Source organism: Streptomyces goshikiensis, assembly GCF_014650555.1.
Lineage (GTDB): Bacteria > Actinomycetota > Actinomycetes > Streptomycetales > Streptomycetaceae > Streptomyces > Streptomyces goshikiensis.
Genome location: NZ_BMVE01000003.1, coordinates 14,210 through 39,271 on the forward strand (window position 1 = coordinate 14,210; position 25,062 = coordinate 39,271).

Annotated in this window: 19 protein-coding genes; 9 read left to right on the forward strand and 10 right to left on the reverse strand. The window is 74.5% G+C overall.

Translation table 11 applies throughout. The annotated features are described in order from the left end of the window. Positions 1-87 precede the first annotated feature (87 nt). Positions 88-3,024 carry a helix-turn-helix transcriptional regulator gene (locus IE248_RS10175; RefSeq protein WP_190030535.1) on the reverse strand — a complete coding sequence of 979 codons (2,937 nt, stop codon included), beginning with the start codon at positions 3,022-3,024 and terminating at the stop codon, positions 88-90. A gap of 326 nt (positions 3,025-3,350) precedes the next feature. Here IE248_RS10175 and IE248_RS10180 point away from each other — a divergent pair, with 326 nt between their 5' ends. Further along, entirely contained in the window at positions 3,351-4,157 is an 807-nt protein-coding gene (locus IE248_RS10180; RefSeq protein ID WP_100581019.1) for a DUF6426 family protein, read from the forward strand. Positions 4,158-4,262: 105 nt separating this feature from the next. Here IE248_RS10180 and IE248_RS10185 read toward each other — a convergent pair whose 3' ends face one another. Both IE248_RS10185 and rpmF read right to left on the reverse strand, forming a co-directional pair. Continuing rightward, complete coding sequence (locus tag IE248_RS10185; RefSeq protein WP_190030536.1) at positions 4,263-8,246, reverse strand: DEAD/DEAH box helicase; 3,984 nt, start codon at positions 8,244-8,246, stop codon at positions 4,263-4,265. Between the two features lie 103 nt (positions 8,247-8,349). Further along, positions 8,350-8,520: a 50S ribosomal protein L32 gene (gene rpmF / locus IE248_RS10190; RefSeq protein WP_190030537.1), complete on the reverse strand. Its 171-nt coding sequence runs from the start codon at positions 8,518-8,520 to the stop codon at positions 8,350-8,352. Positions 8,521-8,733: 213 nt separating this feature from the next. Between rpmF and IE248_RS10195 the strand changes: the two genes are divergently transcribed. Beyond that, entirely contained in the window at positions 8,734-9,936 is a 1,203-nt protein-coding gene (locus IE248_RS10195; RefSeq protein ID WP_190030538.1) for an IS110 family RNA-guided transposase, read from the forward strand. Between the two features lie 44 nt (positions 9,937-9,980). Here the strand turns inward: IE248_RS10195 and rpsR are convergent, their stop codons facing one another. From rpsR to rpmG, 4 genes are read right to left on the reverse strand one after another with little or no spacing between them, the layout of a single operon-like run. Next, positions 9,981-10,217 carry a 30S ribosomal protein S18 gene (gene rpsR / locus IE248_RS10200; protein ID WP_073798032.1) on the reverse strand — a complete coding sequence of 79 codons (237 nt, stop codon included), beginning with the start codon at positions 10,215-10,217 and terminating at the stop codon, positions 9,981-9,983. A gap of 32 nt (positions 10,218-10,249) precedes the next feature. Beyond that, positions 10,250-11,392: a CobW family GTP-binding protein gene (locus IE248_RS10205; protein ID WP_190030539.1), complete on the reverse strand. Its 1,143-nt coding sequence runs from the start codon at positions 11,390-11,392 to the stop codon at positions 10,250-10,252. Continuing rightward, on the reverse strand, positions 11,389-11,637 hold the full coding sequence (locus IE248_RS10210) for a type B 50S ribosomal protein L31 (protein WP_037798679.1): 249 nt from the start codon (positions 11,635-11,637) through the stop codon (positions 11,389-11,391). Before IE248_RS10210 ends, IE248_RS10205 begins: the two co-directional genes overlap by 4 nt. Positions 11,638-11,675: 38 nt before the next feature. Then, on the reverse strand, positions 11,676-11,840 hold the full coding sequence (rpmG, locus tag IE248_RS10215; protein WP_037798680.1) for a 50S ribosomal protein L33: 165 nt from the start codon (positions 11,838-11,840) through the stop codon (positions 11,676-11,678). Positions 11,841-11,909: 69 nt separating this feature from the next. Between rpmG and rpmB the strand changes: the two genes are divergently transcribed. Together rpmB and rpsN are read left to right on the forward strand one after the other, a co-directional pair. Next, positions 11,910-12,146: a 50S ribosomal protein L28 gene (gene rpmB / locus IE248_RS10220; RefSeq protein WP_073798035.1), complete on the forward strand. Its 237-nt coding sequence runs from the start codon at positions 11,910-11,912 to the stop codon at positions 12,144-12,146. After that, positions 12,146-12,451, forward strand: coding sequence for a 30S ribosomal protein S14 (rpsN, locus tag IE248_RS10225; RefSeq protein ID WP_037798683.1), 306 nt, complete (start codon positions 12,146-12,148; stop codon positions 12,449-12,451). Before rpmB ends, rpsN begins: the two co-directional genes overlap by 1 nt. An 85-nt stretch (positions 12,452-12,536) precedes the next feature. Here rpsN and IE248_RS10230 read toward each other — a convergent pair whose 3' ends face one another. Continuing rightward, a complete protein-coding gene (locus IE248_RS10230) occupies positions 12,537-14,120 on the reverse strand; it encodes a molybdopterin-dependent oxidoreductase (protein ID WP_190030540.1) in 1,584 nt (527 codons plus the stop codon). 386 nt (positions 14,121-14,506) lie between these two features. On the opposite strand from IE248_RS10230, the gene IE248_RS10235 reads away from it, so the two are divergent. From IE248_RS10235 to IE248_RS10250, 4 genes are all read left to right on the forward strand, one after another. Continuing rightward, positions 14,507-15,262, forward strand: a complete 756-nt coding sequence (locus IE248_RS10235; RefSeq protein ID WP_190030541.1) for an anti-sigma factor — start codon at positions 14,507-14,509, stop codon at positions 15,260-15,262. A gap of 62 nt (positions 15,263-15,324) precedes the next feature. After that, positions 15,325-15,810: a peroxiredoxin gene (locus IE248_RS10240; protein WP_190030542.1), complete on the forward strand. Its 486-nt coding sequence runs from the start codon at positions 15,325-15,327 to the stop codon at positions 15,808-15,810. Positions 15,811-15,942: 132 nt separating this feature from the next. After that, on the forward strand, positions 15,943-17,229 hold the full coding sequence (locus tag IE248_RS10245; protein ID WP_190030543.1) for a class I SAM-dependent methyltransferase: 1,287 nt from the start codon (positions 15,943-15,945) through the stop codon (positions 17,227-17,229). Positions 17,230-17,433: 204 nt separating this feature from the next. Then, positions 17,434-19,350 (forward strand): copper resistance CopC/CopD family protein, encoded by a 1,917-nt coding sequence (locus IE248_RS10250; RefSeq protein WP_190030544.1) that lies wholly within the window; start codon positions 17,434-17,436, stop codon positions 19,348-19,350. Positions 19,351-19,392: 42 nt separating this feature from the next. Here IE248_RS10250 and IE248_RS37265 read toward each other — a convergent pair whose 3' ends face one another. Both IE248_RS37265 and IE248_RS10260 read right to left on the reverse strand, forming a co-directional pair. Continuing rightward, positions 19,393-20,799 (reverse strand): DUF1775 domain-containing protein, encoded by a 1,407-nt coding sequence (locus IE248_RS37265; protein WP_229895234.1) that lies wholly within the window; start codon positions 20,797-20,799, stop codon positions 19,393-19,395. Between the two features lie 145 nt (positions 20,800-20,944). Continuing rightward, entirely contained in the window at positions 20,945-24,214 is a 3,270-nt protein-coding gene (locus tag IE248_RS10260; RefSeq protein ID WP_190030545.1) for a bifunctional cytochrome P450/NADPH--P450 reductase, read from the reverse strand. Between the two features lie 152 nt (positions 24,215-24,366). On the opposite strand from IE248_RS10260, the gene IE248_RS10265 reads away from it, so the two are divergent. After that, positions 24,367-25,035 (forward strand): PAS domain-containing protein, encoded by a 669-nt coding sequence (locus IE248_RS10265; protein WP_190030546.1) that lies wholly within the window; start codon positions 24,367-24,369, stop codon positions 25,033-25,035. Positions 25,036-25,062: the final 27 nt, after the last annotated feature.

Below are 25,062 nucleotides of genomic sequence, written 5' to 3' on the forward strand. Positions count from 1 at the left end.
TCCGATGTTGTTGTGTGCCGGGGGCCCGGCCCGGCCCATGGCGGCAGGTGGGCCACGGGCGCCTTCGGGACCCGGCCACGAGTAGAACTAGCCGGGGACGGCCGGGCCTAGGACGCGGGCCAGGGCGGTGCGGGAGGAGACGCCCAACTTGCGGTAGGCGCTGCCCAGATGGGAGTCGACCGTGCGGTGGCTGAGGAAGAGGCGCTCGGCGATCTGCCGGGAGCGCAGTCCCGCGGCGGCCAGATCGGCGACCTCCCGCTCGCGCTCGCTCAGCGCGGACCAGAGGTCCGCGACCCGGGAGCCCGCGCTCGGATGGGGGCTCAGGGCCGGCCGAGTGTCGGCGGAGAGGCGGGCTCGGACGCGTTCGGCTTCCTCCACGGCCAGGGCCGCCCCGCAGGCCCGGGCCATGGACTCGGCCCGGGCCAGAACGTCCAGTGCGGCGCCCGGACCGCGTACCAGCGCGGTCGCCGGTGCCGAGGCGATGAGCGTCCACGCGTGCTGCACGGGCAGGCCTCCACCACGGAAGGCCTCCGCCGCCCGCTCGAACAGCTCCAGCGCCCCGGCGTGCTCCCCGCGCGCCGACCGCAGCTGGGCGCCGGCCCGGTGGACGCACGCCCACTGCAACGGCAGACCGAGCCGGCCGGCGTCCGCCTCCGCGTCGGCGAGCAACCGCTCGGCGCCCACGGCGTCACCGCCGGCCAGCGCGGCGGTCGCCATCAGGGCGAGGAGCGAGGGCCGGAAGGCGGGCTGCACCTGCGGCAGGCCATCACCGCCGCCGCCGTCCCGCAGCGTCCGCAGGCAGCCGGTGGCGTCCCCGCCGAGCAGCTGTGCGTGCGCCAGCAGGCTGATCGCGGAAGTGGCCCACCAGCCCCGGCCGAGAGCTACGACGTCCACCGCCCGCGCCGCGAGCGCGACCGCCTCGCCCGCGTACCGCCGCCCCCGGGCCCAGACCAGCGTCATGGCGCGCATCGCCGTCGCCAGCGTCACCACGTCGGGCGCGCCGACCGCGCGGGCCAGCTCTCCCGCCTCGACGGCCCGGCGCTCCGCCCCGTCGAGCCGGCCGGCCCACTGGTCGATCATGGTCAGGCCCAGCAGCTGGTGGGCGCGGATGTGCTTCTGCGCCCCGCCGGTCGCGGCATCCAGACCCCGCTGGAGGTGGCGGCGGGCGTCCGGGAACCGCTCCAGGTACAGCTCCGCGCAGCCGAGGAGGGCGAGGACGTCCGGGGTGTGGCCGGCCACCCCGTCCGGCAACGCGTCCACCAGAGCGGCGCAGCGGGTCACTTCGGGCGCTCCCCGCGCGATGTCGCCGGAGAACACGTCGCAGAAGGCGATGAGGACGCCCAGGGCCGCCGAGGCGGAGGGCCCGGCCTCGGTCCGCGCCCGGGCGGCCTCCCGCAGCAGCGGCCGGATCCGGTCGTGGGTGCCGCGCAGGACGTGCACCAGCCCGTACTCGTAGATCAGCTCGGTGGCCTCGGGGGACAGTACGGCGGGCAGCGGCCGGGGCAGCAGCGCCATCCCGGTGCGGGCGATGGCCTCCGCCTCCTCGTAGCGGCACAGCAGCCGCTCCGCGTCGGCGCAGACCGCGTACGCCCGCAGCAGCAGCCGCGGGGTCAGCCGAGCGCCCCCGTCGTCGGCCCGCCCGGCGGGCCGGGGGTCAGCAGGCCGGGAACCGCCCTCGGCGAGCAGGTCATGGGCGAGGGCGCGGGCCTCCCGGATGTGTCCGGAGGCGATGAGCGCCCGGCAGTGCGCGAGCTCCCAGGCCGCCCGCTCCTCGACCTCCCGGCCACGGGCGGGCAGCGCGTCCAGGGCGAGCCGCAGCCAGCGGGCCGCGATCGCGGGTGCCCGGGTGACCGTCTCCGCGGCCCCTTCGGCGAGGACGCGAGCCGCGGCGGCCCCATCGGTGTGCACTAAGTGCTCCGCGTGCCGGGCCCGCTCCACGGCCGGGGCGCCCCGCTCGGCGGCCATCCGCAAGGCCCGCCGGTGGGCGTCCAGCAGGAAGGGAAGCTCGCAGTCGGCGTGGGCGACCTGCCCGACGACCGGATGACGGAACGCCAGCCGCTGGCCGTGGCCCGCCGGACGCACCAGATCCGCGCGGACCAGCTCCGCGCACGCCGCCAGGCCGTCCCGCGCGCCGAGCCCGGCGATCCGGGCGGCGTCCGCGGGCCGGAACGTCCCGCCCAGCACGGCCGCCGCCCGCGCGGCGGCCCGCGCCGGTCCGCTCAGCGCGCCGAGCTCGGCGAGCAGCGGCGCCGCCTCCCGCAGCAGACGGTCCTCGTCCCCGCCCGCCCGGTCCGGCCACAGCCCGGCATCGAAGCCGGCCGCGACCAGCAGCCGCAGGTACCCCGGAAGTCCCTTCGACGCGGTGTGCAGGACCGCCGCGGAGGCCCCCGTCCTGCTCGGGAGTGCATACGCGGGGGCCGTGGCCGCATCCGGCGCTCCGGCCCCGTACGCCCCCACCGCGAGCGGTCGGCGCCAGCGGTCGAGCAGGGCCGCCACCGCCGCCACGTCCAGCGGGCCGGCCTCCACCCGGACGATCCCAGCCGTCCGTACGCCCAGGTCAAGCGCCTCCAACAGGGCCGGCGGACTTTGCCGGGGCCGGTGCGCCAGAACCAGCACGAAGGGGGAGGGGGAAGGAGCGGAGGACGAGAGGGAGCGGATCAGCCGGAGCGCCAGCTCCAGCGAGGACGGATCGGCCCGGTGCATCTCGTCGACCAACAGCACGCCACCGGCGGCCCGCTGCCGGATCAGCTCGTACCAGGCGGCCGGGTCGGCCGGGTCGGACCCCTCGGCCAGCCCGGTCCGCCCCGCGGCGTCGCGGAAGACCCGGAACGGGCCCTCGCCCGCGCGGGGCGCGCGGGCCCAGATCACCGGAAGCCCGCGCCGCCCGGCCTGCTCCGCCAGCCAGCAGGCCAACTGCGTTTTGCCGGAACCCGGTTCACCGGCGATCTCGACCACGGCCCCCCGGCCGCGCTCCAATCCGTCCAGGACCTGCGAGAGCCGCGCGCTCTGCGCCTCACGTCCCACCGGCGGACCGTCCGCCATCGGTGACGGCACAACGAACATCACCCCTCCCCCCTGCGGCCGCTGCTCGATCCAGGCATTGCCAAGGCAATGCCAAGGCAATGCCAAGGCAATGCAAGGCGAGGCCGCACGTCAGTCTCGGAAACCTCTCCCCCCGCTCCTCACTTTGTAGCGCGCCGCACTGACAACGACCCGGCGCCGCCGACGGCTCACTTCACCGACGGCGTCCTGCGCTACGTATCCGGTTGCGTAGTTCTACGGCTGTGCGGGGCCGGGCCACCGGGAAGACTGCCGTCCCGTCAGCTCATCACCCCGACCTGGGAGAACCCGTGAAGTTGAGATCCATTGCGGCGACGGCCGTACTCGGCGCCGTCGTCTTCACCGCCGTTCCGGCCGCTGCCGTCCCCTTCAGCGCCTACGCCTGCGGTGGCTCCACCCTCTGCCAGGACGAGGACCCGGGCGACGAGGGCGGCGGCGATGAAGGCGGCGGCGGTGGCAACTGGGGCGGCGGCGACTGGGGCGGCGAAGGAGGCAGTGGCGAGGGAGGCGACGGCGGCGGCGACTGGAGCAACGACCCGGGCGACCCCGGGAACGTCCCCTCCGATCCGGGGGGCTCGGGGGTGGAGATCGTGGACGGGCCGATCGGCCAGCCCATCGACGCGACCCTGCCCGAGGTCGTGGTCACCGGGCACGCCACCCGTCCCTCCGCCCCGGCCAGCCCCGGCATCCCGACGACCCACGGGGGCGGCGTCAGCGGCCCCGGCCCCCTGGTCACCGTGCACAGCCGGGGCAGGGTGTGGGAGGAGCGCGGGAAGTGCTACCGCAACCAGTCCGGCTCCGTCGAGGCCAAGTACAGCCAGGGAGTGACCTACACGGTCGCCACCCAGACCAGCACCAACATCTCGGCGACGGCGCTCCAGATGCTCACCGCCCAGATAGGTACGCAGCTCAACACCACCGTGACCGAGACCTACAACACCGAGCTCACGCTCAAGCCGGGTGAGTCCTGGGCCGTTTACGTCGAGTACCAGACCAATGTCTACGCGATCACCACGTCCGACTTCTGGGGCAACTACTCGACCGAGTTCGTCAACGTCACACAGCCCACCGGCGTCGTGGCGGGTCGCGCCTGCTAGGTCCTGATGTCACATGTCCCGCCCACCTCAGCAGTGACGCGAGGGAGACGGCTGCTGGGTGGAGCGGGGGCGGTGGAAGGGCCTGTCGTGGGGGCCGTCGGGCGGTCACGCGCCGTCCGGCGGCCAGGTGTCGCGGTCGCGGCGGTGGTGGAACTCCGTCAGTTCCGAGGCGAGGACGTCGAAGTGCGGGAGCGGGGCCCACAGGCCGCGCTCGCCGATGACGTAGAGGCGGCGTTTGGCCCGGCTCGCGGCGACGTTGAGCAGGTGCGGGGTGCGGGCCGCCCAGTCGCGGGCGCCGGGCCGACCGCCGCCGAGCACGAGGACGACGACGTCGGCTTCCTTGCCCTGGGCCCGGTGGACGGTGGCGCAGCGCTCCTCGATCAGTTCGGACGTCCAGCCGTCACGGCCGCGGCAGATCTTCTGGCATTCGGCGACGAGGGCCCGGAAGGGGGCGATGACGCGCACGCGCTCGACGCCGACGCCCTGCCGGCGCAGGTGGTCGAGGACGAACTCGAAGGCCCGGCGGTCGCGTTCGCCCCACGGCGCGTCGGACGGGCGGGACGGGTCGTCGGTGGCCAGCCAGCGGCTGGGCAGCAGGCCGTCCCGTTCCGCATCGGGGAACGCCTTGTGTGCGGTGCCGTGGACCATGAGGCCGCCGTACGCGACCTCGTTGCTGACCGTGAACATCGGCTCCTCGCAACGGCGGTGCACGCGCAGCGGCGAGCCCACCCAAACGTGCTCGTCGCCGGTGTCCGGGGCCGGCAGGTAGGTGCCGTAGCGGTTGGTCCGGTCGGCGACGGCCTGGGCCGAGGTGGCCGACGGCAGCCAGTGCTCGTCGACGCCGTAGGCGCGCAGCAGTCGGCGCTGGAGGGCCCCGGGCATGGTGACGACGGGTTCGAGCTGGAGCGGATCGCCGACCAGAACGGCCCTGCGGGCCCGCCACAGCGCGCCGGCGGCGGCCTGCGGGGTGGCCTGCCCGGCCTCGTCGACGAGGACCCAGCCGATGGACTCCCGGCCGAGGCGGGCGAACATGCTCCCCACGGAGGAGAAGGTGGTCGAGACGACGGGCACCAGGAGGAACAGGGTCTGCCAGGCGTGCGCGACCTCCTCGTCGGGGACGGCCCCGTTGGTCCCGGCCATCAGCTCCATGAGGACCTGGAGGTTGCCGCGGACCTTCTTCGCGGCCCCGGCGACGAAGGCCCGGTGCAGGTCGAGGGCGCGCAGGAACAGGTCGCTGCGCGCGGTGGACCACGCCTCGTCGGACCAGGGCGAGCCGAGTTCCTGGTCGGCTTCGCCGAGGTGGGCCCAGCCGAGCGGCAGGGACGGCAGCGTCCGGGCCGCCTCCCGCAGTTCGCGGTGGTGGCCGTCGAGTTCGGCGACGGCGCCCCGCAGGTCGCGGCGGGACGAGTCGGCGCTCTGCCGGGCCTGCCGCAGGGAGGCGGCTGCCGAGGACTCCCGCGCGCTCGCGGCCCGTTCGCCGGCGCGGGCGGCGGTGAGGCCGTCGGCCGCCTCGTCGACCGCGCCGCCGGACCGGGCGTGCCGGCCGGCGGCCAGGGATTCGGCGCGCACGGCTGAGGCGACCTGCTCCAGGGACTCTTCGAGCGCGGCGCGCTGCTGGACGAGCAGGTGCGCGAGCTCGGCCTGGGTGTGCTCCTGCTGCCGTTCGGCGGCCTGCCGGTCGGCCGCGCTCTGCAGCAGCCGGCGCAGCCCGCCGCGCAGGCCCCGCTCGACGGCCGGGGGCGTGTCGTGGCGGGCGGTGAGCGCGGTGACGTACTCGCGGTGGTGCGCGGCCAGTTCACGCGCGGCCGAGAGGTCCGCGCGGGCGGTGGCCAGCTCCTGGCGGGCCCGCGGTACGTATGCGGAGGCCGCCCGGTGTCCGGCCTCGGCCGCCGCGGTGGCCGTCCGGGCGGCGGCGGTGGCGGCCGCGGCCCGGTCCAGGACCGCGGCGGCGGCGGTGACCTGCCGGTCGGCCCGGGACACGGCGGCCTCCAGGTCCGCGATCCGCTGCCCGGCCGACGGGGACTCGACGGCCGCCAGGGCCCCGGCCAGCCGGGTGCGCCCGGCGCGCAGCCGCTCGACCTCGTCCCGGGCGGTACGGAACGCGGCGACGGCTTCGGTCCACGACGGCACGGGCCGGGCGGGCCCGGCCGCCGCGGTCGCGCCCCGGTCCGCCGGGGCGGCGGGACCACGGCCACCGGTCTGAGGCTTGGGCGGGATCCAGTCGCTCAGGACCTCCCGCATGCCGCGCAGCGGCGGCAGCTCCGCGGCCTTGCGGGCGTCGCTCTCCTTCTGCGGCAGCCGGCCCCACCAGAACCGGTCCCCGAACTCCTTGCGGTTGGCCTTGTTGCCGAGCACCGCCGCGACCAGACCCCAGGCCGGCCCGCCGAGGAGCGCGGAGGCGAGGTCGGAGAAGTGGTCGGGGCCGTTGTGCCAGTGCTCGCCGAGCGCACCGATGCCGGGCAGCTCGGCGGTGATGTTCTCCACGGCGCCGTTGTTGGAGGAGGTGACCACGATCTCGAACCCGGTCAGCCGGGGGTCGAGCCGCGACACGAACCGGGGGTGCCCGCCCTGGCGGTCCCTGCCCCGCCACACCGGGCCGGTGAACGCCTGCGCGGGCCGGTCGAGCGTGGCCAGCACCGCCGCCCGCTCGACGACCAGGGCGGCGACCAGGTCGCGCAGCATCGTGGTCTTGCCCGTGCCCGGCGGGCCGTTCACGGAGAACATCCCGCCCTCGGTTCCCGCCCGTCCGGCGAGCATGCGGTCGACCGCGAACTGCTGGCTCAGCGCGAGCGGGAACCGCGCCGGTGCGGGCCAGCGGCCGGCCGGAACCAGGTCCGGGGCCACCCCTTCCAGGACGACCCCGCGCTCCCGGCGCACATCCGTCCGCGCCCCCACGTCGACGGCGTCGAGCTCGGTCAGGTACGCCTCCAGCGCCGGGCCGATCCCCTTCCCGACGGCCGCGGACACCCGGGCCAGATCAGGGGGGAGCAGGCTGTTCAGGAACGGCGCGGCGGCGGCGACCTTCGTCTGCGGGTCCCGCGGCCGGTGGACCAGCCTGCTCCGCACCCGGACCACCCGCGGCCGCAGGTGCTCCTGAACCCCGCACAGGTCGGCGATCTGCGCGGTCAGAGCCACCAGATCGGCGAACCCCAGCGCACGGGGACCGGCCCCGGCCCCGGCCCCGGCCCCGGACTGTGCCGACGTGTCAGGACCGACGGCCGCCGCCTCGGGAACGCTCCCGGCGCGGACCGGCCGCCCGGCCTCCACCTGCTCCTCGGCGTGGCGCCGCGCCGCGACCCAGTCCGCGGCGCGGCGCACCAGGGGTTCCGCCGCGCCCTGCAACGCGGCGCCGGCGACCTCGCCGAACAGGGCCCCGACCGCGCCGACGGCGGCGCCGCCCAGGATCTCGGCGAGCAGCGACTGCCAGCCCCCGCCGCCCGCCGCTCCCGGCGCTCCCGCCGCACCCTCGGAGCCGGGCGACCGCTCGTACGCCGTTCCGGCGGCCGGTGGGGTGGGGCCGTAGGGGATCGCGGTGGCGGTGAGATCGTCGATCGCCCCGCCGAACGCGTCGTCGAGCTCCTCGAATCCGTCCAGCCACCCGGGTGTGGACGGCCCCGGATCGAAGAGGCGGCCGGTCGCCCAGGCGCACGCCGAGATCACGGACGTGTCTTCGAGCGGTCGGCCCTCGTCGTCCAGGACCAGCGCGAACATCGCGCTCTGGCCCGACAGCACCAGCTCGCTCTGCGGCACGCCGGGGTCGGGATCGGTTCCCGCGGGCAGTACCGCGATCATCGCCTGGCGGAGCGACTCCAGGTCGAAGACCCCGCAGTAGACCTCGTGCCGCCACATACGGCCGTACGGTGCCCTCCGGGCCCCCGTCTGAGGATGGTCGGGAGCCCACGGCAGGAGCGGCGGTACCCGGCCCGGCTCCGGCGCCAGGTCGGTTACGTACTCGTCCCTCGGCCCGGAGCGGGCGGCGGGGCGCCGGCGGGGTAGCGCCGGGATGGTCGGCGGGCTGAACAGCTCGATCGCGCGCCAGCACTCCAGCAGGGCCTGCCGTCGACGCTCCTGTGCGTGTCCGTTCCGCACCCACTGCCCCCGTGTCGCCCGCGCGGCATGCTGCCGCTCCCCTGAAGATCAGCCGTACAGCCGAATCTACCGGACCGTCAGCAGGCCGTGCCCCGGCGGCGGCTCAGCTCTCGGGGCGGAGCAGGCCGCGCTCGTACGCCTTCACCAGGCGCTGCGGCACCTGGTACACGGAGCCGTCGACCGTGACCGGGACCAGCTGCGGCGCGGTGGCCTTCCACTGGGCCCGGCGGTGGCGGGTGTTGCTGCGGGACGTCTTCCTCTTGGGGACGGCCATGGGGTCCTCCGTAAGTTGTTAGGTGGCCCGGGAGGGCCGGATGTGGCTTATGGGGTCTTGTCTTCAGTGGCTTCCCAGGAGTGGCCGTCCGGCTCTCCGGGGCGCCCTGGCTGCTGATTGAGATGTGCGCGCTTCGTGCGGTCGCTGATTGCGGAGATGACAGCGGGGTGTTCCTCGGGCCGACGGCTGTTGGTGCGGAACGAGGAGGGGCGAATGAGGGAGCGGAAGGCCCGGGTCTGGACCGGTATCGATGCCGGTAAAGGCCACCACTGGGCGGCTGTGGTCGATGAGACCGGGGCAACGCTGTGGTCGAGGAAGGTCGATAACGACGAGGCGGCGATCTTGACCGCACTCGGTGAAATCCTCGACCTGGCGGACGAGGTCCGTTGGGCGGTGGACATCTCCGGCACATCGTCCGCGCTGCTGCTTGCCCTGCTCGCGGCTCACGGCCAGCGGGCCGTCTACGTGCCCGGCCGCACGGTCAACCGCATGTCGGGTGCCTACCGGGGCGAGGCGAAGACCGATGCCCGCGACGCCTACGTCATCGCCGAGACCGCCCGCCACCGCAACGACTTCGCCGCCATCGACGTGCCCGCCCAACTCGCCGCCGACCTCGCCCTCCTGACTGGCCACCGCTCGGACCTGGTGGCCGACCGCACGAGGATGATCAACCGACTGCGCGACGTACTGACCGGGATCTTCCCCGCCCTGGAGCGTGCCTTCGACTACAGCTCGCAGAAGGGCGCACTGGTCTTGTTGACGGGCTGCCAGACCCCGGGCGCAATCCGCCGCCGCGGCCGGGCACGCCTCACGGCCTGGCTGGCCAACCGCAGCGTGCGAAGTGCGGACAGCGTCGCCGCGACCGCATTGAGGGCGGCCCGGGCCCAGCAGGCTGCGCTGCCCGGTGAGGAGATCGCCGCACAGATCGTGGCCGACCTGGCTGGACAGATCCTGGCCCTGGACGACCGGCTGAAGCGGATCGACAAGCAGATCCGCGAGACGTTCTGCAGCCATCCGCAAGCCGAGATCATCGAGTCCATGCCCGGCATGGGCCCGACACTCGGCGCCGAGTTCGTCGTCGCCGCCGGCGACCTGTCCGCATACGTCGATGCAGGCCATCTGGCCTCGGCGGCAGGGCTCGTGCCCGTGCCGCGTGACTCCGGCCGCCGGACCGGCAACCTCCACCGGCCCAAGCGTTACAGCCGCCGTCTGCGACGGGTGTTCTACCTGTCCGCGCAGACCAGCATCATCCGCGACGGGCCGAACCGGGACTTCTACCTCAAGAAGCGCGGCGAGGGCTGCAAACACGTCCAGGCCGTCATCGCTCTCGCCCGTCGACGGGCCAGCGTTCTGTGGGCGCTGCTGCGTGACGGACGAGTCTTCACCTCCGCTCCGCCGGTCACGCAGGCGGCTTGACTTCGTCATTGAGACTCCTGGGTGAGTCGGGTTGTTGCCGGGGTCTATCGGGTGCCGTACGGGAGCAGGGCCATCTCCCGGGCGGTCTTGACGGCGGCGGCGAGCTCGCGCTGCTGCCGGGCCGTGACGCGGGTGACGCGGCGGCTGCGGATCTTGCCGCGGTCGGAGACGAACTTCCTCAGCAGGTCGGTGTCCTTGTAGTCGATGGAGGTGATCCCCGCCGTGTCCAGCGGGTTGGGGCGGGACCTGAGCGGCTTGTGGGGGTTCTGGCGGCGGGCCATGCGTGTTCCTTTCGGGGGTTGGGTGTACGGGCTTACGAGACGGGGTCGAGCAGCGAGTCGAAGGCGGCGGGAAGGCACTTCCACGCCTCGGGTCCCGCCGCGTATTCGGCGTCGGTGAGGAGGCAGGACTCGAGGAGTTGCTCCAGGCCGGGCCGGTCGAGGCCGGGGGAGGTGAAGACGAGGTGCTGGCAGCAGTCGCCGTGGTCGGGGTGCCAGTCGAGCGAGGCCGCCGCCCGCCGCATCGGCGGGACCAGCTCCCAGGCGGCGTCCGGCAGTGACGCGAGCCAGGGGCCGGTGTTCTCCACGCACAGGGCGCCGCCCGCGGAGTCCCAGGCGAGCAGGGTGTCGGGGCGGTCCGCGAGCCAGAAGCGGCCGCGGCTGCGGGCGGCGGCGCAGCAGAGGTCCTCCAGCGCCTCGTAGAGGCGTTCGGGGTGGAAGGGGCGGCGGCGGTGCCAGACCAGGGTGGTCACTCCGGCCTCGTCCGCCTCCTGGGGGAGGAGGGCGCAGGCCGGGTGCTGGGCGGCGGCCGCGGCCTCCACGTCGAACCCGGCGAGGGCCAGCGCGGCCAGCTCGCCGCTGTCGGCGGCCACCCGGCGGGCGGTCGGATGGAGCTGGGCGAGCAGGGCACGGTCCTCGGCGCCGGCCTCCCCGCTGTCGACGAGGGCGAGCACGGGCGCGTATTCGAGCTGCCGCGCCCAGGTGTCCCCGACGGTGCGCTGATCGGTGGCGGCGGCCGCGAGGCCCGCGTCGGCCAGGTCGTCGCCGTTGACGAGGTACGGCAGGACGAGCGCCGGGTCCACCGCGGTGATCACGCCGGTGAGTTCGAGCGCGCGGGCGCCGTGCGCGGCGACGACCTCGGCCATCGCCTTGGGCTCGACGGAGTCCCACAGTTCGACGACGGCCAGCCGGGTCAGGCCGCTGCCGGCCAGCCGTTCCAGCTCGGGGACGAGGTCCTCGCGCAGTGCGCAGCAGGCGCAGTCGTTGACGAGGGGCGTCTCGCCCCGGGACAGCTCGCCCGAGGCGTCGCGCACCACGCGCAGGACCGTGCCCTGCGCTGCCGTGGCCAGGTCGTGGTGGAGGGCGATGCTGCCGGGGACGGTGTGCAGCAGGCGCTCCACGACTTCCTTGCGGGCGTCCGCATGGAGCCCGCCGACGATGACGACGGGCAGGGTCACGACGTGCTCCCGTACCGGCGCTGGAAGCGCTCGACGCGGCCGGCGGTGTCCAGGACGCGGGCGGTGCCGGTGTAGAAGGGGTGGCTCCGCGAGGAGATCTCCACGTCGATGACGGGGTAGGTGTTGCCGTCCTCCCACTCCACCGTCTTGTCGCTGGTGGCGGTCGAGCGGGTGAGGAAGGCGAAGTCGGCGGCCTTGTCGCGGAAGACGACGGGGCCGTAGGCGGGGTGGATTCCGGGCTTCATGTCGGTGTCCTTCGGGGCGGGGGAGGGGCGGGGGCCGGTCAGCGCTCTTCGCGGAAGTCGACGTGCCGGCGCACCACCGGGTCGAACTTGCGCAGGACCAGGCGGTCCGGGTCGTTCCGCCGGTTCTTGCGGGTGACGTACGTGTAGCCGGTCCCCGCCGTGGAGCGGAGTTTGACGACGGGACGTATCTCGTTGCGTGCCATGCCGCTACTATACGGGAATGGAAATCGTTTCCAATAACCACTTCCGTCCAGAGAGGGGCAGGTAGCACTTTGTCCGCCCACTGCCAGCTGACCGGCGCCCGGCCGGGCTTCGGCAACAACATCTCCCACTCGCACCGGCGTACCTCCCGCCGCTTCGACCCCAACATCCAGAGCAAGCGCTACTGGCTGCCGGGCGAGGGGCGCCACGTGCGCCTGACCCTGAGCGCCAAGGCGGTCAAGACCATCGACGTCATCGGCATCGAGGCCGCGGTGGCCCGGATCCGCGCCCGGGGGGTGAAGGTCTGATGGCCAGGAAGAGCAAGATCGCGCAGAACGAGAAGCGCAAGGCGACGGTCGAGCGGTACGCCGCGCGGCGCGCCGAGCTGAAGGAGGTCCTGCGGCGGCCGTCCGCCACGGCGGCCGAGCGGCGCGCGGCGCTGGCGGAGCTGCGCGGGCAGCCCCGCGACGCGAGCGCCACCCGGGTGCGCAACCGGGACAGCGTGGACGGCCGGCCCCGCGGACACCTGCGGAAGTTCGGGCTCTCGCGCGTCCGGATGCGTGAGCAGGCGCATGCCGGGTTCCTGCCCGGAGTGACCAAGTCCTCCTGGTAGCAGCCGTATCCCGGACGGTCGTCCGCACAGGTGTGGCCCGGCACCTCCTCGTCGTCCGAGGAGGTGCCGGGCCTGTGTCACGGTCTCAGGAGACGGTGACGAAGACGCTGTGCCAGCCGCTCGCGCCGTCGGGGACGGTCCGGGCGCGCTCTTCGGTCTGCACCCGGCCGGCGCCGTCGGTGGCGCGGACGGTGAGCGTGTGCCCGCCGGGGGTGGCGTTCCAGCGGTACGACCACGGGCGCCAGGTGTCGACGGTGTCCTGTACGGCGAGGTCGGCGTCCTGCCACCGGCCGTCGTCGACGCGCACCTCGACGCGGGTGATGCCGCGGCGCTGGGCCCAGGCGACGCCGCCGACGGTGACGGCGCCGGCGGCGGGACGCGCGAAGGGCTTCGGGGTGTCGATCCGCGCCTGGGTCTTGATCGGTGCGCGGCGGGCCCAGCTGCGCTTGACCCAGTAGGGGTCGTAGGCGTCGAAGGTGGTGAGTTCGAGGTCGGTGATCCACTTGCAGGCCGATACGTAGCCGTACAGGCCGGGGACGAGCATGCGGACGGGAAAGCCGTGGTCGAAGGGCAGGGGCTCGCCGTTCATGCCCACCGCGAGCATCGCGTCGCGGCCGTCCATGACGTCCTCGACGGGGGAGCCGAGGGTCATGCCGTCCACGGAGCGGGCCACCAGCTGGTCCGCCTTGCCGCCACGGGAAGGGGGCCGGACGCCCGCCTCCCGGAGGAGTTCGGCGAGGGGGACGCCGAGCCAGCGGGCGTTGCCGATGTAGGGGCCGCCGACCTCGTTGGACACACAGGTGAGGGTGATGTCGCGTTCGATGAGGGGGCGGGCGAGGAGCTGGTCGAGGGTGTGGGTACGGGGACGGGCGACGCCCTTGCCGTGGATCCGCAGCCGCCAGGTGCCGGCATCGACCCTGGGCACGACGAGCGCGGTGTCGACGCGGTAGAAGTCCCGGTTCGGTGTGGTGAACGGGCTGATGCCGGGCACCTTCAGCTCGGCCCCCGCCGGAACGGCGGTCGCCGGGGAGGCGGGTTCCGGCAGTACGAGTGCGTCGCGGGAGGCGACGGCGCCCTGGCCCTTCCGGTCGACGAGGAACCGGCCGAGCGCACCCGAGGCCGTGGCCGCGACGGCGGTGGCGGCCGCCGCGGTCAGGAAGCCCCGCCTGTTCCACCCGGCCCCGCCGCCGCCCTCGCCGCCCGCGGGCTGACGCGCGGCTTTCGACGCCAGGAACCAGAGGGCGAACGCGCCCGCGACTCCTCCGGCGACCGAGGGGAGTGCGTCGCCGACACCGGCGGAGTCCGGACGCGTCAGGGCCGCGAAGGCGCCCACGACCCCGAACAGCAGCACACCTGCGGCGCCGGCACGGCGATGGCGCAGGCTGAGCACGCCCAGCCCCATGGCGATGAAGGCGAGGACGACGAGGATCCCGAGCTGCAGGACGGCCTTGTCGTCCTCCCCGAACGTACGGATCGCGAAGTCCTTCACCGCGGCCGGCGTCCGGTCGATCACCGCCCCGCCCACCACGGTCACCGGCCCCGCGGTCGGCCGCACCAGCCCGGCAACCAGCTCGGCGAGCGCGAGAGCCGTGAACGCGGACAGGAGTCCGGCCAGCGCGCCCGGGGCGGCTCGGGAAAGGGTGCTGCGGAAGGTGGTCACACCCGCCATTCGGCGGCCCCCGCCGGGCGGATTGGCCGCTCACCCGAAAGAGCGGCCGGCCACCCATCGGGCAGGGGCCGCCCCAGGCCGCGGCCCGTGCCTCCGCGACGGGGGCGGACGGAGCGGCCTCCCATCCGCACAGCTGTCCGCTACGAAGAACTGCCGACACCCCACCTGCGTGAACGACGAGGGACAAGGACCGGCATGCATGGACACCCCGCCCCCCGAAGGCCGTTCCGGACGGCCCCTTCGCCCGTACGTCACGGCCGGAGCAGCGCCGGTGAACCCAACCCCTCCCCGCAGGTGCCCGCCACGCCGCCGGCCGGCCAGGGACTCATCTACCGTGAGGTGGTCCTGCGCACGCCGCCTGCCACCATCTGCACGGGGGTGACCACATGAAACACCGCACGTCCGATGCCCACACCCTCGCCGCCGCCCATGCCCTCGGCGCTCTGGAACCCGGTGAACGCACACACTTCGAAGCCCACTTGCGGGCCTGCGCGGCCTGCCGGCAGGAAGCCGCCGAGTTCGAGGCGACCACGGCACGCCTGGCGGCGGCGGTCGCGCAGCCGCCCCCCGCGGCAGCCAAACCGCTGGTCATGGCCGCCATCGAGGAGGTACGTCAGCTGCCTCCGCGGGTCACCGCCACCACCTCCGCCCCCGCACCCACCCGTGGTCTCGCCCTGCGCCGCAGGGCCGTACCCCTGGCTCTGGCCGCGAGCGTGGCGCTCGCCCTGCTCGGCGGCCTCGCCGTGTGGCAGCAGCAGAGCGGGCAGGACCTCAGGCAGCAGGCCCGCCAGGCGCGGGGGCAACTGGACGAGGTCGGCGCCGTCCTGGCGGCGCCCGACGCCCGCACCGTCCACGGACGGGCCGCGAACGGAGCCTTGACCACGGTCGTCGCCTCCGAACGGCAGCACAAGGCCGTCTTCGCCGCGGGCAACCTCCCCGCGCCCGGTGCGGGCAAGACGTACCAGCTGTGGCTCGACCACGACGGCGCCATGCGCCCGGCCGGCTTCATCGACCACGACGGCACGGTCGTCCTCACCGGCGAGCCGGCCGACGCGAGCGCGGTCGGCCTCACCCTCGAACCCGCCGGAGGATCGCCCCGGCCCACCACCGAGCCCCTGCTCCTGATGCCCCTTCCCGCCTGATCCACCAGCCCCCCCGCCGAACAGCGCCGGACACCACCGGCCGACCACGATCGAGGTACCTCATGGCCAGCACCCCCAAGACCGGGGACGTCATCGCCGACTTCACCCTGCCCGGCGGACGCCTGGACGGTGAAACCTTCCGCCGCGCCGACTACGCCCTGAGCGCACAGCGCGGCCGGCCGCTCGTCCTCGCCTTCTACCCCGGAGACGACACCCCGGTGTGCACCGCCCAGCTGTGCTCCTACTCCGACGGCCTGGCCGAACTGGAGTCCGCCGGGGCCACCGTGTGGGGCATCAGCCCCCAAGGGCTCGACAGTCACGAGGAGTTCGCCCGCGGCAGGGGCCTGCGGATGCCGCTGCTGTCCGATGAGGGGCGCACGGTCGCGAAGTCCTTCGGCATCACCGCACCCCTGATCGGGCTGCGCCGCTCGGTGTTCATCGTCGACGGCGCCGGGCGCCTGCACTGGAAGCACGTCACCGCCCTGGGCGCCACCTACCCGCCGCCGGCGGCCCTGGCCGCACAGCTCTCCGCCCTGACCACCGCCTGAACCGGCACGCGTTCCGGCCAATCCGGCCGCCGGGCCGCTGCGAAGTACGGGTGAAACGCAGCAGCCGGGCGGCGTGCCGGGTAGTCACCACCCCGACGCCCGCCCGCCGCTCCCAGCCGAAGGGACCCGCCGATGAGGCACGCCGCCGACCGACTCGAAGAACTCCTGGGCCACTTCCTCCCCGGCCCCCTCCCGGTGCGCGTACGCGTGTGGGACGGCAGCCAGGCAGGTCCGGCCGACGCCCCCCTGGTGCTGATCCGTTCACCCGAGGCCCTGCGCCGCGTGCTGTGGCAGCCGGGCGAGCTCGGTCTCGCCGAGGCCTACGTCACCGGTGACCTCGACATCGACGGCGACCTCGCCGACGCCCTGTCGAGGGCCGGCCGGACCGTCCGCGACCGGCCCCCGGTACGCCCCCGGCCGGCCGCCCTGGCCGCGGCCGCCGCCCTCGCCGTACGGCTGGGCGCTGCCGGACCGCCCCCGCGGCGCCCCGACGGGCGGGCGCGCCTGACCGGCCCCCTGCACAGCGCCTCCCGCGACCGGGCCGCGATCAGCCACCACTACGACCTGTCCAACGACTTCTACGCACTCCTGCTGGACGAGTCGATGGCGTACTCCTGCGCCTACTGGACGCGGCCCGACGACCCCGCGTACACGCTCGCCGACGCCCAGCGCGACAAGCTGGAGCTGATCTGCCGCAAGCTCGGACTGCGCGCCGGTGACCGGCTCCTCGACGTCGGCTGCGGCTGGGGCTCCCTCACCGTGCACGCGGCCCGGGAGCACAAGGTGCGCGTCACCGCCGTCACCCTGTCCCGCGCCCAGCGCGACTTCGTCGCCGAGCGTGCCGTACGGGAGGGAGTGGCCGACCTGGTGGACGTCCAGCTGCGGCACTGGCGCGACATCGACGGCGGGGGCCATGACGCGGCCGCCGCCGTCGAGATGGGCGAACACGTCGGCGACGCCGAGTACCCCGAATTCGCCGCGAAGCTGCACGGCCTCCTGCGTCCCGAGGGCCGGCTCCTGATCCAGCAGATGTCCCGCGGCGCCCACGCGCCCGGCGGGGGCGCCTTCATCGAGACGTACATCGCCCCCGACATGCACATGCGCCCGGTCGGCCGGACCGTGGACCTGCTGGAGGACGCGGGTCTGGAGGTCCGGTCCACCGAATCCCTCCGCGAGCACTACACGGCCACCATCGACGCCTGGCGCGCCACCCTCGAACGCCGCTGGAGCGACATCGAGGGCCTCGTCGGCCGGACCACCGCCCGGGTGTGGCGCCTCTACCTGGCCGGCGCGTCGCTCGCCTTCTCCGAACGCCGCATGGGCGTCGACCACATCCTCGCCGTACGGCCCACCCGCGAAGGGACGTCGGCCATGCCGGCCACCCCCGCCGACTGGTACGCCCGGGTGGTCCCGTCATGATCGCCGCCCGGGGCGCGCCCGTCCGCGGGCCCGGGAACATACAGGAAAACCGCTCCGGACGGGTATCGCGCGGCGCGCTTTGGCGGAAGTTGCTCAACCCGGTCCGCTCCAGCGCGGGCCGCACTATCGTCCACACCCCGTCATGAATTCCAGCCCCGTGACGCTGACACCGCTGACGGCAGCCAACCCGGAGAGCGCCCCTTCATGCACACTGGACCGGCTCGCTCCGTCGGGACGCCACTGACCGCCCTGGCGCTGGTGGTCGCCGTGTTCGCCCTCGTTCTCGGCGGGGCGGGGGCGGCCTTCGCCCATGCGGGTCTGAGCGGCTCCGATCCCGCTGACGGCGCCGTCCTGAAGGCCGCTCCGCAGTACGTCACGCTCACCTTCACCGAGTCGGTCAGCTTCTCCGAGGACTCCCTCAGAGTCCTGTCGCCGCAGAACGAGCGCGTGAACCCGCGTCCCGCGCGGCACGTGGACGGCAAGGACAACACCGCGCGGGTGGAGCTGTCCGGCAAGCTGCCCCAGGGCACCTACACGGTGGCCTGGCGGGTCGTCTCCGCCGACGGCCACCCGATCTCCGGCGCGTTCGTCTTCTCCAACGGCAAGCCCTCCGAGACCGCCGCCGTGGTGGCGACCGGCTCACCGGACGACACGGCGGTCGGCCGCCTGTACGGCGTCTTGCGCTACCTCGCCTACAGCGGTCTGGCCCTCCTCGTCGGAGCTGCCGCGTTCGTCCTCGTGTGCTGGCCCGAGGCCGCGACGGTCCGTCCGGTACGCAGACTGCTGGTACTCGGGTGGGTGGCGCTGACGGCCTCCACGGTGGCCCTGTTGCTGCTGCGGGGCCCGTACGAGACGGCCGGCCAGCTGACGTCGGCCTTCGACCCGGCTCAGCTGGGCCGGACCCTCACCGGGAGGCCCGGTCGTGCGCTGGTTGCACGGCTCGTGCTCCTGGCGGCTGCCGCGGTGTCGCTCAGGTGGGTGGCCCGACGGACCGCCGACCGCACCGGCTTCGGGGGCCGACTCCGCTGGGCGGGCGCTCTGTTCGCCTCGGCCCTGGCGGTGACGTGGGCGGCCGCGGAACACGCCTCCGCCGGCATCCAGGTGGCGCTGGCCGTGCCCGTCGCCGTCCTGCACCTGCTGGCCATGGGGGTCTGGCTGGGCGGCCTGATCACCCTGCTGCTCCTGCTCCGGCGCCGGGGATCCGACGGCCGGGAGATCCCGGCCTCCGCGATCGGCCGCTTCTCGGCGCTGGCCTTCAACGCCGTCGCGGTCCTGGTCGCCACCGGGGTGTACCAGTCGTGGCGGCAGGTCGGCTCCTGGGAGGCGCTGTCCACCACTTCGTACGGCAAGACCCTCCTCGTGAAGATCGCCGCCGTGGTCCTGGTGCTGTGTGCGGCCTCCTTCTCCCGCCGCTGGACCGCCCGCCTCGGCCACGAGGCGTCGCCGGCCACGGCCACGGTCACGGCCGCGCTCATGCCGGCGGTGTCCGCCCCCGAGCGGGTACGGGTCGCCCAAGGCGTGGGCGCGCCCACCCCCGCTGCGGGACAGGAGCCCGGCGGCGCGGCCGAAGCACCCGCCGGGGACGGGCCGGGCGATACGGCCGAGGCGCCCCGCTTCAAGGCCGACGCGTACCGGCGGGGCCTGCGCCGGATGGTGACCGCCGAAGCCGTGCTCGGCGTCGTGGTCCTGGTGGTCACCACCGTGCTCACCGGCACCCAGCCCAGCCGCGCCGCCGGGGAGAGGGTCGCGGTGGCCTCCGCGGCGGAGCCGCAGGCACAGGTGGTCACCGTCCCCTTCGACATGGGCACCGCCAACCACCAGGGCACGGTGCAGATCACGCTGACGCCGGGCCGCGTCGGCGAGAACACCGTCGAAGCCGTCGTCTACACCCCGGACGGCGGCCTCGCCACCGTCCCGGAGCTCCGGCTCTCGCTCACCCAGGACGCGCTCGGAATCGGCCCGCTCGACGCCAAGCTCAAGAATCTGAAGGGGTACTGGGCCGCCTACGACCTGCGGCTCCCCATGCCCGGCGTGTGGACCCTGAACATCACGGTGCGCACCACCGACATCGACCAGGTCACCGTGCGCGACACCGTCCGCATCACGTCGCTGCCGGGGTAGCCGGTGCACGGCGTCCGCCGTGCACCGGCCCCACGGGTCTCGTCAGGCGTGGCCGCGGCCCCGGCGCACCCACCAGAAGGTGCCGCCGGCAGCGAGCAGGAGTACGGCGGCGATCACACCGGCGACGACTCCCGTGGTGCCGCCCGCGTCCTCATCGCTCGCTGCCCTTGCGCTCGTGGACGCGACGGACGCCGAGGACTGCGCGGCGGGAGCGGCGGGAGAGGCGGGGGCGGAGGGGGCGGAGGGGGCGGCGGAGCTCGGGGAGGGGGCGGGGGCGATCAGCTTCGCTCCCGGGGCGGCCGCCTTCAGTTCGAGCAGGGGAGCCGGGTTGTCGACCTTCTCCCCGCCCGCGGGCACCTCGATCCAGCGGTCGATCTTTCCGTCGCCGTAGGTCTCCAGGGTCTTGAAGGCCAGGGACTTCTCGTCGGGCAGCTGGCGCACGGTGACGCTGTACTCGGCGTCCGTGCCGGTCGCCAGAACCGGGCCACCGATCGTGTACCCGTCCGCGGTGGCCGTCAGCTTCCAGTCATTCGGCGCGTCCTTCAGCGTCAGGGCGTCCGGCGCGATGCCCTTCGGCAGCACCACCCGCAGCTCCTTGATGCCGGCGGTCTCCGACTCGGCCTCGGAGGTGAACGACAGCGTCACGTTCTCGGCGAGCGCGCGCGGATCGGAGGCCGTGACCTCGGCGTGTGCGGAGGCCGGTCCGGCGGCCACACCCACGACCACCACGGCGCCGACGGCCGCGATGCACAGCCTGCGCAGCTGGAGGGCCACCCTGCGGAGCCGGCGGCGCGTGCGTGAACTGTTCATGATGGAGAACCCTCTCGGTACGCGGGACGGGCCCCGGCCCGCAGCCGAGGAGCCCGTCAGGATCAGGGGAACGTCTCCCGCCCATCCGTCAGGAGGCCCCCGGCGCACCACCGCGTGACAGAGCACCGTCGCCGCCGCCGGTCGCACGGCCACGCCGTCGAGCGCAACGGGTGCGGTCCGCGGGGCCGGCCGCGCCCCTGGCCGGCACCGGACGCGGAAAGCCGTGAGGGCCGCCGAGGCGGCGGCCTGGACCCATCGGCCCACCGTGTCCGGCAGGCGGCTCAGCGCCTGGTCCGCGCGGTGCATGAGCAGGGCCATCACGCACGCGGCCACGCAGTGCGCCGCCGTCATCGGCCATGTGCCGTGGTGGGCCGTACGGCCGATCCCCAGCACGCCTCCGTGCGCCTCGGCGTGCTGGAGACCTGCCGGCCGGGGCACGGACAGGGCCTGGTGCAGCAGCAGTTGCGCGAGGGCGGTGGCGCCGAGCACGTGCCACCCGGGCCGGCACGGGCGCGCCGCGCACCACGAGAGGGCGAGGACGACCACCGCACCGGCGGCCGCCCGCAGCCAGGACACCGGCTCCTCTGAGGCCAGGTGATGGCCGACGACCGCCAGCGCGGAGCTGATCAGGGTGAACACGGCAGCCCGCAGCCACCGTCCGCCCCACCCCGAAGGTCGCGGACACGAGCGCGTCCCCGCAGTGGCTCCGGCCATGTCGGGCTCATCATCCACCGGGGCCGGCCGCCGTGCCCTCAACTGTCAATTGCGGAGCAGTTTTCGTCCGTCAGCCGCCGACGTAGACGTCCTCCACGTAGCGGCCTTCCGCCTCCAGCTCCCGGAGCCACTCCGAGGCCGTGGAAGCGTCCTGCCCGCTGTACCGGACGTACAGCTGCCGGAAGGCCTCGCGGACGCCCGGGGCCATGCGGGAGCCGTCCCCGCAGACGTGGATGCGGGCGCCCGCCTCGGTCAGCCGCCAGACTTCCTCGCCCTCCGCCTCGATCCGGTGCTGTACGAAGCGGACCCCGCCCTCGGGCGCCAGCGAGAAGGCGGGGCGCATGGACACGGCGCCCTCGCGGTCGGCGTCCTCCAGTTCCGCCCGGTGGAGGTAGTCCACCTCCGGGTGGTCGCAGCCGAAGTAGCACAGCGCGGGCGCCAGCTCGGCTCCCGCCGCACGCAGCGCGCGACGGTCGGCGATCGCCCCCCGGAAGGGCGCGAGGCCGGTACCCGCGCCGATCATGATGACCGGCGTCCGCTCGTCGTGCGGGACGCGGAAGGCCTCCCGGCAGGGCTGTACCCGGGCGAGGACGGTGTCGCCGGGACGTACCCGGTGCAGGTACGAGGAGCCCGTTCCGCGGAACACGCCGTCCCGGCCGGAGCGGTGGGGGGCTTCCAGGAGCGAGATCATCAGGTCTGCCCGCTCCGGACCCGCCGAGGGGGACGAGGAGATGGAGTAGTGGCGGGGCCGCAGCGGCTCCAGCAGTTCCAGCAGTACGGGCCACGGCAGACGGCCCCGCAGCGCGGGGTGCTCCTCGACGAGGTCCACGAGGCTGCCCGGGCGGGTTCCGCCGGCTCCGCCCGCGCCGTCGGCCTCTGCCGCGATCCGTTCCAGCGCGGCCCGCTCCGGCGGGCACGGGTTGTGCGCCGCGAGGACGGCCGCCTGCCCGGCCGTCACCGGCGCCTGGAGCTCGACGTACCGGGCGAGCAGTTCGCGTACGGACACGGGGCGGTCGAGCGGCAGGGCGGTGCGGCCGGATCGGCGGGCCCGGATGTTCAGCACCGACTCCGGGTCGACGCCCAGGACCCGGGCCGCCCGCTCCACCTGGCCGGGGTCGTTGGCCGGGAGGACGGCGAGGTGGTCGGCGGTGCGGTAGCCGACCCCCTCGGGAAGCGCGATGCGCAGGAAGCGCTTCGCCCTGCCCGCCGGGTGGCCGAGGTCGGCGAGGTCCCCGGTGTGCGTGACCGTCATCGGCTGAAGGCCGTGGCGCCGGGCCAGTGCGTCGAGCGGCCCACCCGTGACCTCGACGACCTCGTACACCGGGCCGGGCGCCTCCTCCGCCGGGGAGGTGGCCACGGACGCCGGGTCGCCGTAGCGTTCCAGGAGCGTGCGGCGCAGGGCCGCGGTGAAGCCGCGCACCGCTCCCGCGAGGTCCCCGGAGGCGTCGGCCTCGCCGCGGTCCATCAGCCGCGCCGCACCCGCCGAGGCGAGGCGGCCGTCGATGAGCGCGGGTACCTGCTGGTAGGTGGCGGCCCAGTTGCGGTCCCCGACGCCCAGGACGGCGTAGTGCACCCCTGCCGCGGCGCCGGGGCCCGCCTGCGTCAGCCAGGAGACGAACGCGGCCGCGTCGTCGGTGGGCCGTCCGTTGTACGACGCGGCGACGACGACCACCGGTCCGTCCGTCGGCAGCCCGCCGTCACGGTGGTCGTCGAGCGGTGCGACACGCGTGGCGAAGCCCAGCTCCGCCGCCGCTTCGGCCAGGTCCCGCGCGTACGCGCGGCAGGTGCCGAAGTTGGATCCGTGCAGCAGCGTCAGCGTCGTACCCGCAACGGCCCGGGTGGGGCAGGCCCCGGTGTCCGGCGCCCGGGTGTCCTCCCCGTGGGCGGCGGGGAGGACCGCCCCGAGGGCGGCGCGGTTGCGGGAGCGGTCGGCCGGGGTGCGCCGGCCCAGGGCCATGGTGAACCCGTCGGGCTTGAGCGTGAGCGTCTCCTTGACGCGCAGCTCGTACCGCCCCTGGTCGACGAAGCGGTAGCGGTGCACCAGCATGCCCAGCAGCATCGTTGCCTCGTGGAGGGCGAACTGCCGCCCGATGCAGGCGCGTTCCCCGGTCCCGAACGGCTTGTACGCGTGCGGGGAGCGGGCCGCCTCGGCCTCGGCGGCGAACCGGTCCGGGTCGAACTCCTCCACGTTGTCGCCCCACACCGGATCGCGGTGCAGCATCGGCGTCAGCACCACCATCCGCTGCCCCGCCCTGACCGGGTAGCGGCCGCCGATCACGGTGTCGGCGCGCGCCTCGCGAGCGAACGCGGCGGCGGTCGGCCACAGCCGCAGCGCCTCGCCCAGGACCTGGCGTACGTAGCGCAGCCGGCCGATGTCCTCGAAGGAGGGCTCGGGGTCCGGGTCGTCGCCCCACAGGGCGTCGGTCTCGGCCTGGGCCAGGTGCAGCACCGCCGGGTTCTTCAGGAGGTGGTACAGCGCGAACGAGAGGGCGCCCGAGGTCGTCTCGTGGCCCGCGATCAGGAAGGTGATCACCTGGTTCCTGATGTTCGCCCCGTCGAGCACCTCGCCGGACCGGGGGTGCGGGGAGCCCAGCATCAGTCCCAGCAGATCGTCGGTCGAGGTGTCCCCGGAGGCCTTGCGCCGCTCGATCACCTCGTCGACGACGCGGGCCAGGTAGGCGGCGTCCTCGGCGAACGCCGCGTCCTCGGCGGTGTGGTCCGCGCCGGGCACCCGGCCGAGCTTGGCCTGGCTGTGGGCGAGGGCCCGGACGAGTGCCCGGACGAACGGGTGCGCCCGCTCGCGCTCGAAGGACGCGAAGTCGTAGCCGAAGCCGGACAGGCCGATGGTGTCCAGGGTCATCCGGGTCATGTCCTCGGCGACGTCGACCGGGGCCGATACGCCCGCGCCCGCGGTGAACCGGGCGTCCCAGGAGCCGATGAGCCGCTTGGCGACCCGCAGCATGTGCGGGTGGTAGGTCCGCATCGAGGTGAGGGCGAAGGCCGGGAGCAGGATGTCGTGCGCCTTGGCCCAGTTGGGCTCGTCGTTGTACGCGGTGAACAGCCCGTCGGCGGCGACCTCGCGCACGTTCTCCAGCGCCGGGCCGATGCCCTTGACGAAGCGCTGCTCGTCGGAGAGCTCCTCCACCAGCTCCGCCGAGCTGACGAACACGGTCTCCCGGTCGTGGAAGCGCTGGACGAAGACCGGACCGAGCCGGCGCGCGTGCCCCATGGCCGTCTGCAGCGGGGTGCTCGTCATCCCCGTGTCGCTCACGTCCACGACCGGCGGGTGCGCGCCTTCGTCGTCGAGGGGTCCGGCGGCGGTGCTGTGCGATTCATTCATGGCGTCTGCCTCTTCTGGTCACGTCAGGCGTGGTGTGTCCACGGTGACGCGGCCTCGGGGGCGATCGGGTACGACGACTACCTATTCTTGTAGGGGTGTTTTCCGTTCCGGGCCTTGATCGGGGGCAGCCGGCCGTGGCAGGGGGAGAGTGCGTGACACAGCCGCCAGAGGAGGCTCCGGGCGCGGCGGCGGCCTGGCGGTCACGTTTCGTCAGCCTCTTCGACAGGGCGCCCGTGGCGCTGGCGATCAGCGACGCGTACGGCCTGATCCTCGGCGCGAACCCCGCGTTCGCCTCCGCGTGGCAGCTCCAGCCGGGCAAGCTGGAAGGGCGCCGCCTCCTCGACATCCTCACTCCGACCAACGACCGGCAGCTGCGCAGGCTGGACGAGGCGCTGCGCTCGCGCCGCAGGTCCCGCTACCCGGTCGAGGTGAGCTGGCAGGTCCGGGGGGCGGCCCGCCACGGCCGGGTCACCGTCGAACCGGTCTCCGATCCGCAGGACGACGTCCCCCGCCTGCTGGTCTCGCTGACCGAGGAGCCGGGTGCGGGCCGGTCCGAGCAGCCGCCGGAGGACCCGGCCGACGGCCTCGGCCCCCAGGAGGCGCGCATTCTGCCGCTCGTCGCGGCGGGGGCGTCGGGAGCGGCCATCGCCCGCGAGGTGGGCCTCACCGTCGACGGGGTCAACTACCACGTGACCCGCCTCTGCCGACGGCTCGGCGTACCCAACCGCCCCGCTCTGGTCGCCCGCGCCTACGTCCTGGGCCTGCTGGACCCCACGGCGTGGCCCCCGCGCGCGGCGGCGGCCGGTCCGGAGCGGCCCTGAGGCCGCATCCGCGTGCCGGGCCGTGCG

What these genes read in the sequence shown, in the direction of transcription:
- rpsR (WP_073798032.1), bottom strand. Translation starts at nt 10,217, where the DNA reads ATGGCCCGCCGCCAGAACCCCCACAAGCCGCTCAGGTCCCGCCCCAAC.
- IE248_RS10260 (WP_190030545.1), bottom strand. Translation starts at nt 24,214, where the DNA reads ATGAATGAATCGCACAGCACCGCCGCCGGACCCCTCGACGACGAAGGC.
- IE248_RS10240 (WP_190030542.1), top strand. Translation starts at nt 15,325, where the DNA reads ATGGCCAGCACCCCCAAGACCGGGGACGTCATCGCCGACTTCACCCTG.
- IE248_RS10250 (WP_190030544.1), top strand. Translation starts at nt 17,434, where the DNA reads ATGCACACTGGACCGGCTCGCTCCGTCGGGACGCCACTGACCGCCCTG.
- IE248_RS10230 (WP_190030540.1), bottom strand. Translation starts at nt 14,120, where the DNA reads ATGGCGGGTGTGACCACCTTCCGCAGCACCCTTTCCCGAGCCGCCCCG.
- rpmG (WP_037798680.1), bottom strand. Translation starts at nt 11,840, where the DNA reads ATGGCACGCAACGAGATACGTCCCGTCGTCAAACTCCGCTCCACGGCG.
- IE248_RS10195 (WP_190030538.1), top strand. Translation starts at nt 8,734, where the DNA reads ATGAGGGAGCGGAAGGCCCGGGTCTGGACCGGTATCGATGCCGGTAAA.
- rpsN (WP_037798683.1), top strand. Translation starts at nt 12,146, where the DNA reads ATGGCCAGGAAGAGCAAGATCGCGCAGAACGAGAAGCGCAAGGCGACG.
- rpmF (WP_190030537.1), bottom strand. Translation starts at nt 8,520, where the DNA reads ATGGCCGTCCCCAAGAGGAAGACGTCCCGCAGCAACACCCGCCACCGC.
- IE248_RS10245 (WP_190030543.1), top strand. Translation starts at nt 15,943, where the DNA reads ATGAGGCACGCCGCCGACCGACTCGAAGAACTCCTGGGCCACTTCCTC.
- IE248_RS10210 (WP_037798679.1), bottom strand. Translation starts at nt 11,637, where the DNA reads ATGAAGCCCGGAATCCACCCCGCCTACGGCCCCGTCGTCTTCCGCGAC.
- IE248_RS10235 (WP_190030541.1), top strand. Translation starts at nt 14,507, where the DNA reads ATGAAACACCGCACGTCCGATGCCCACACCCTCGCCGCCGCCCATGCC.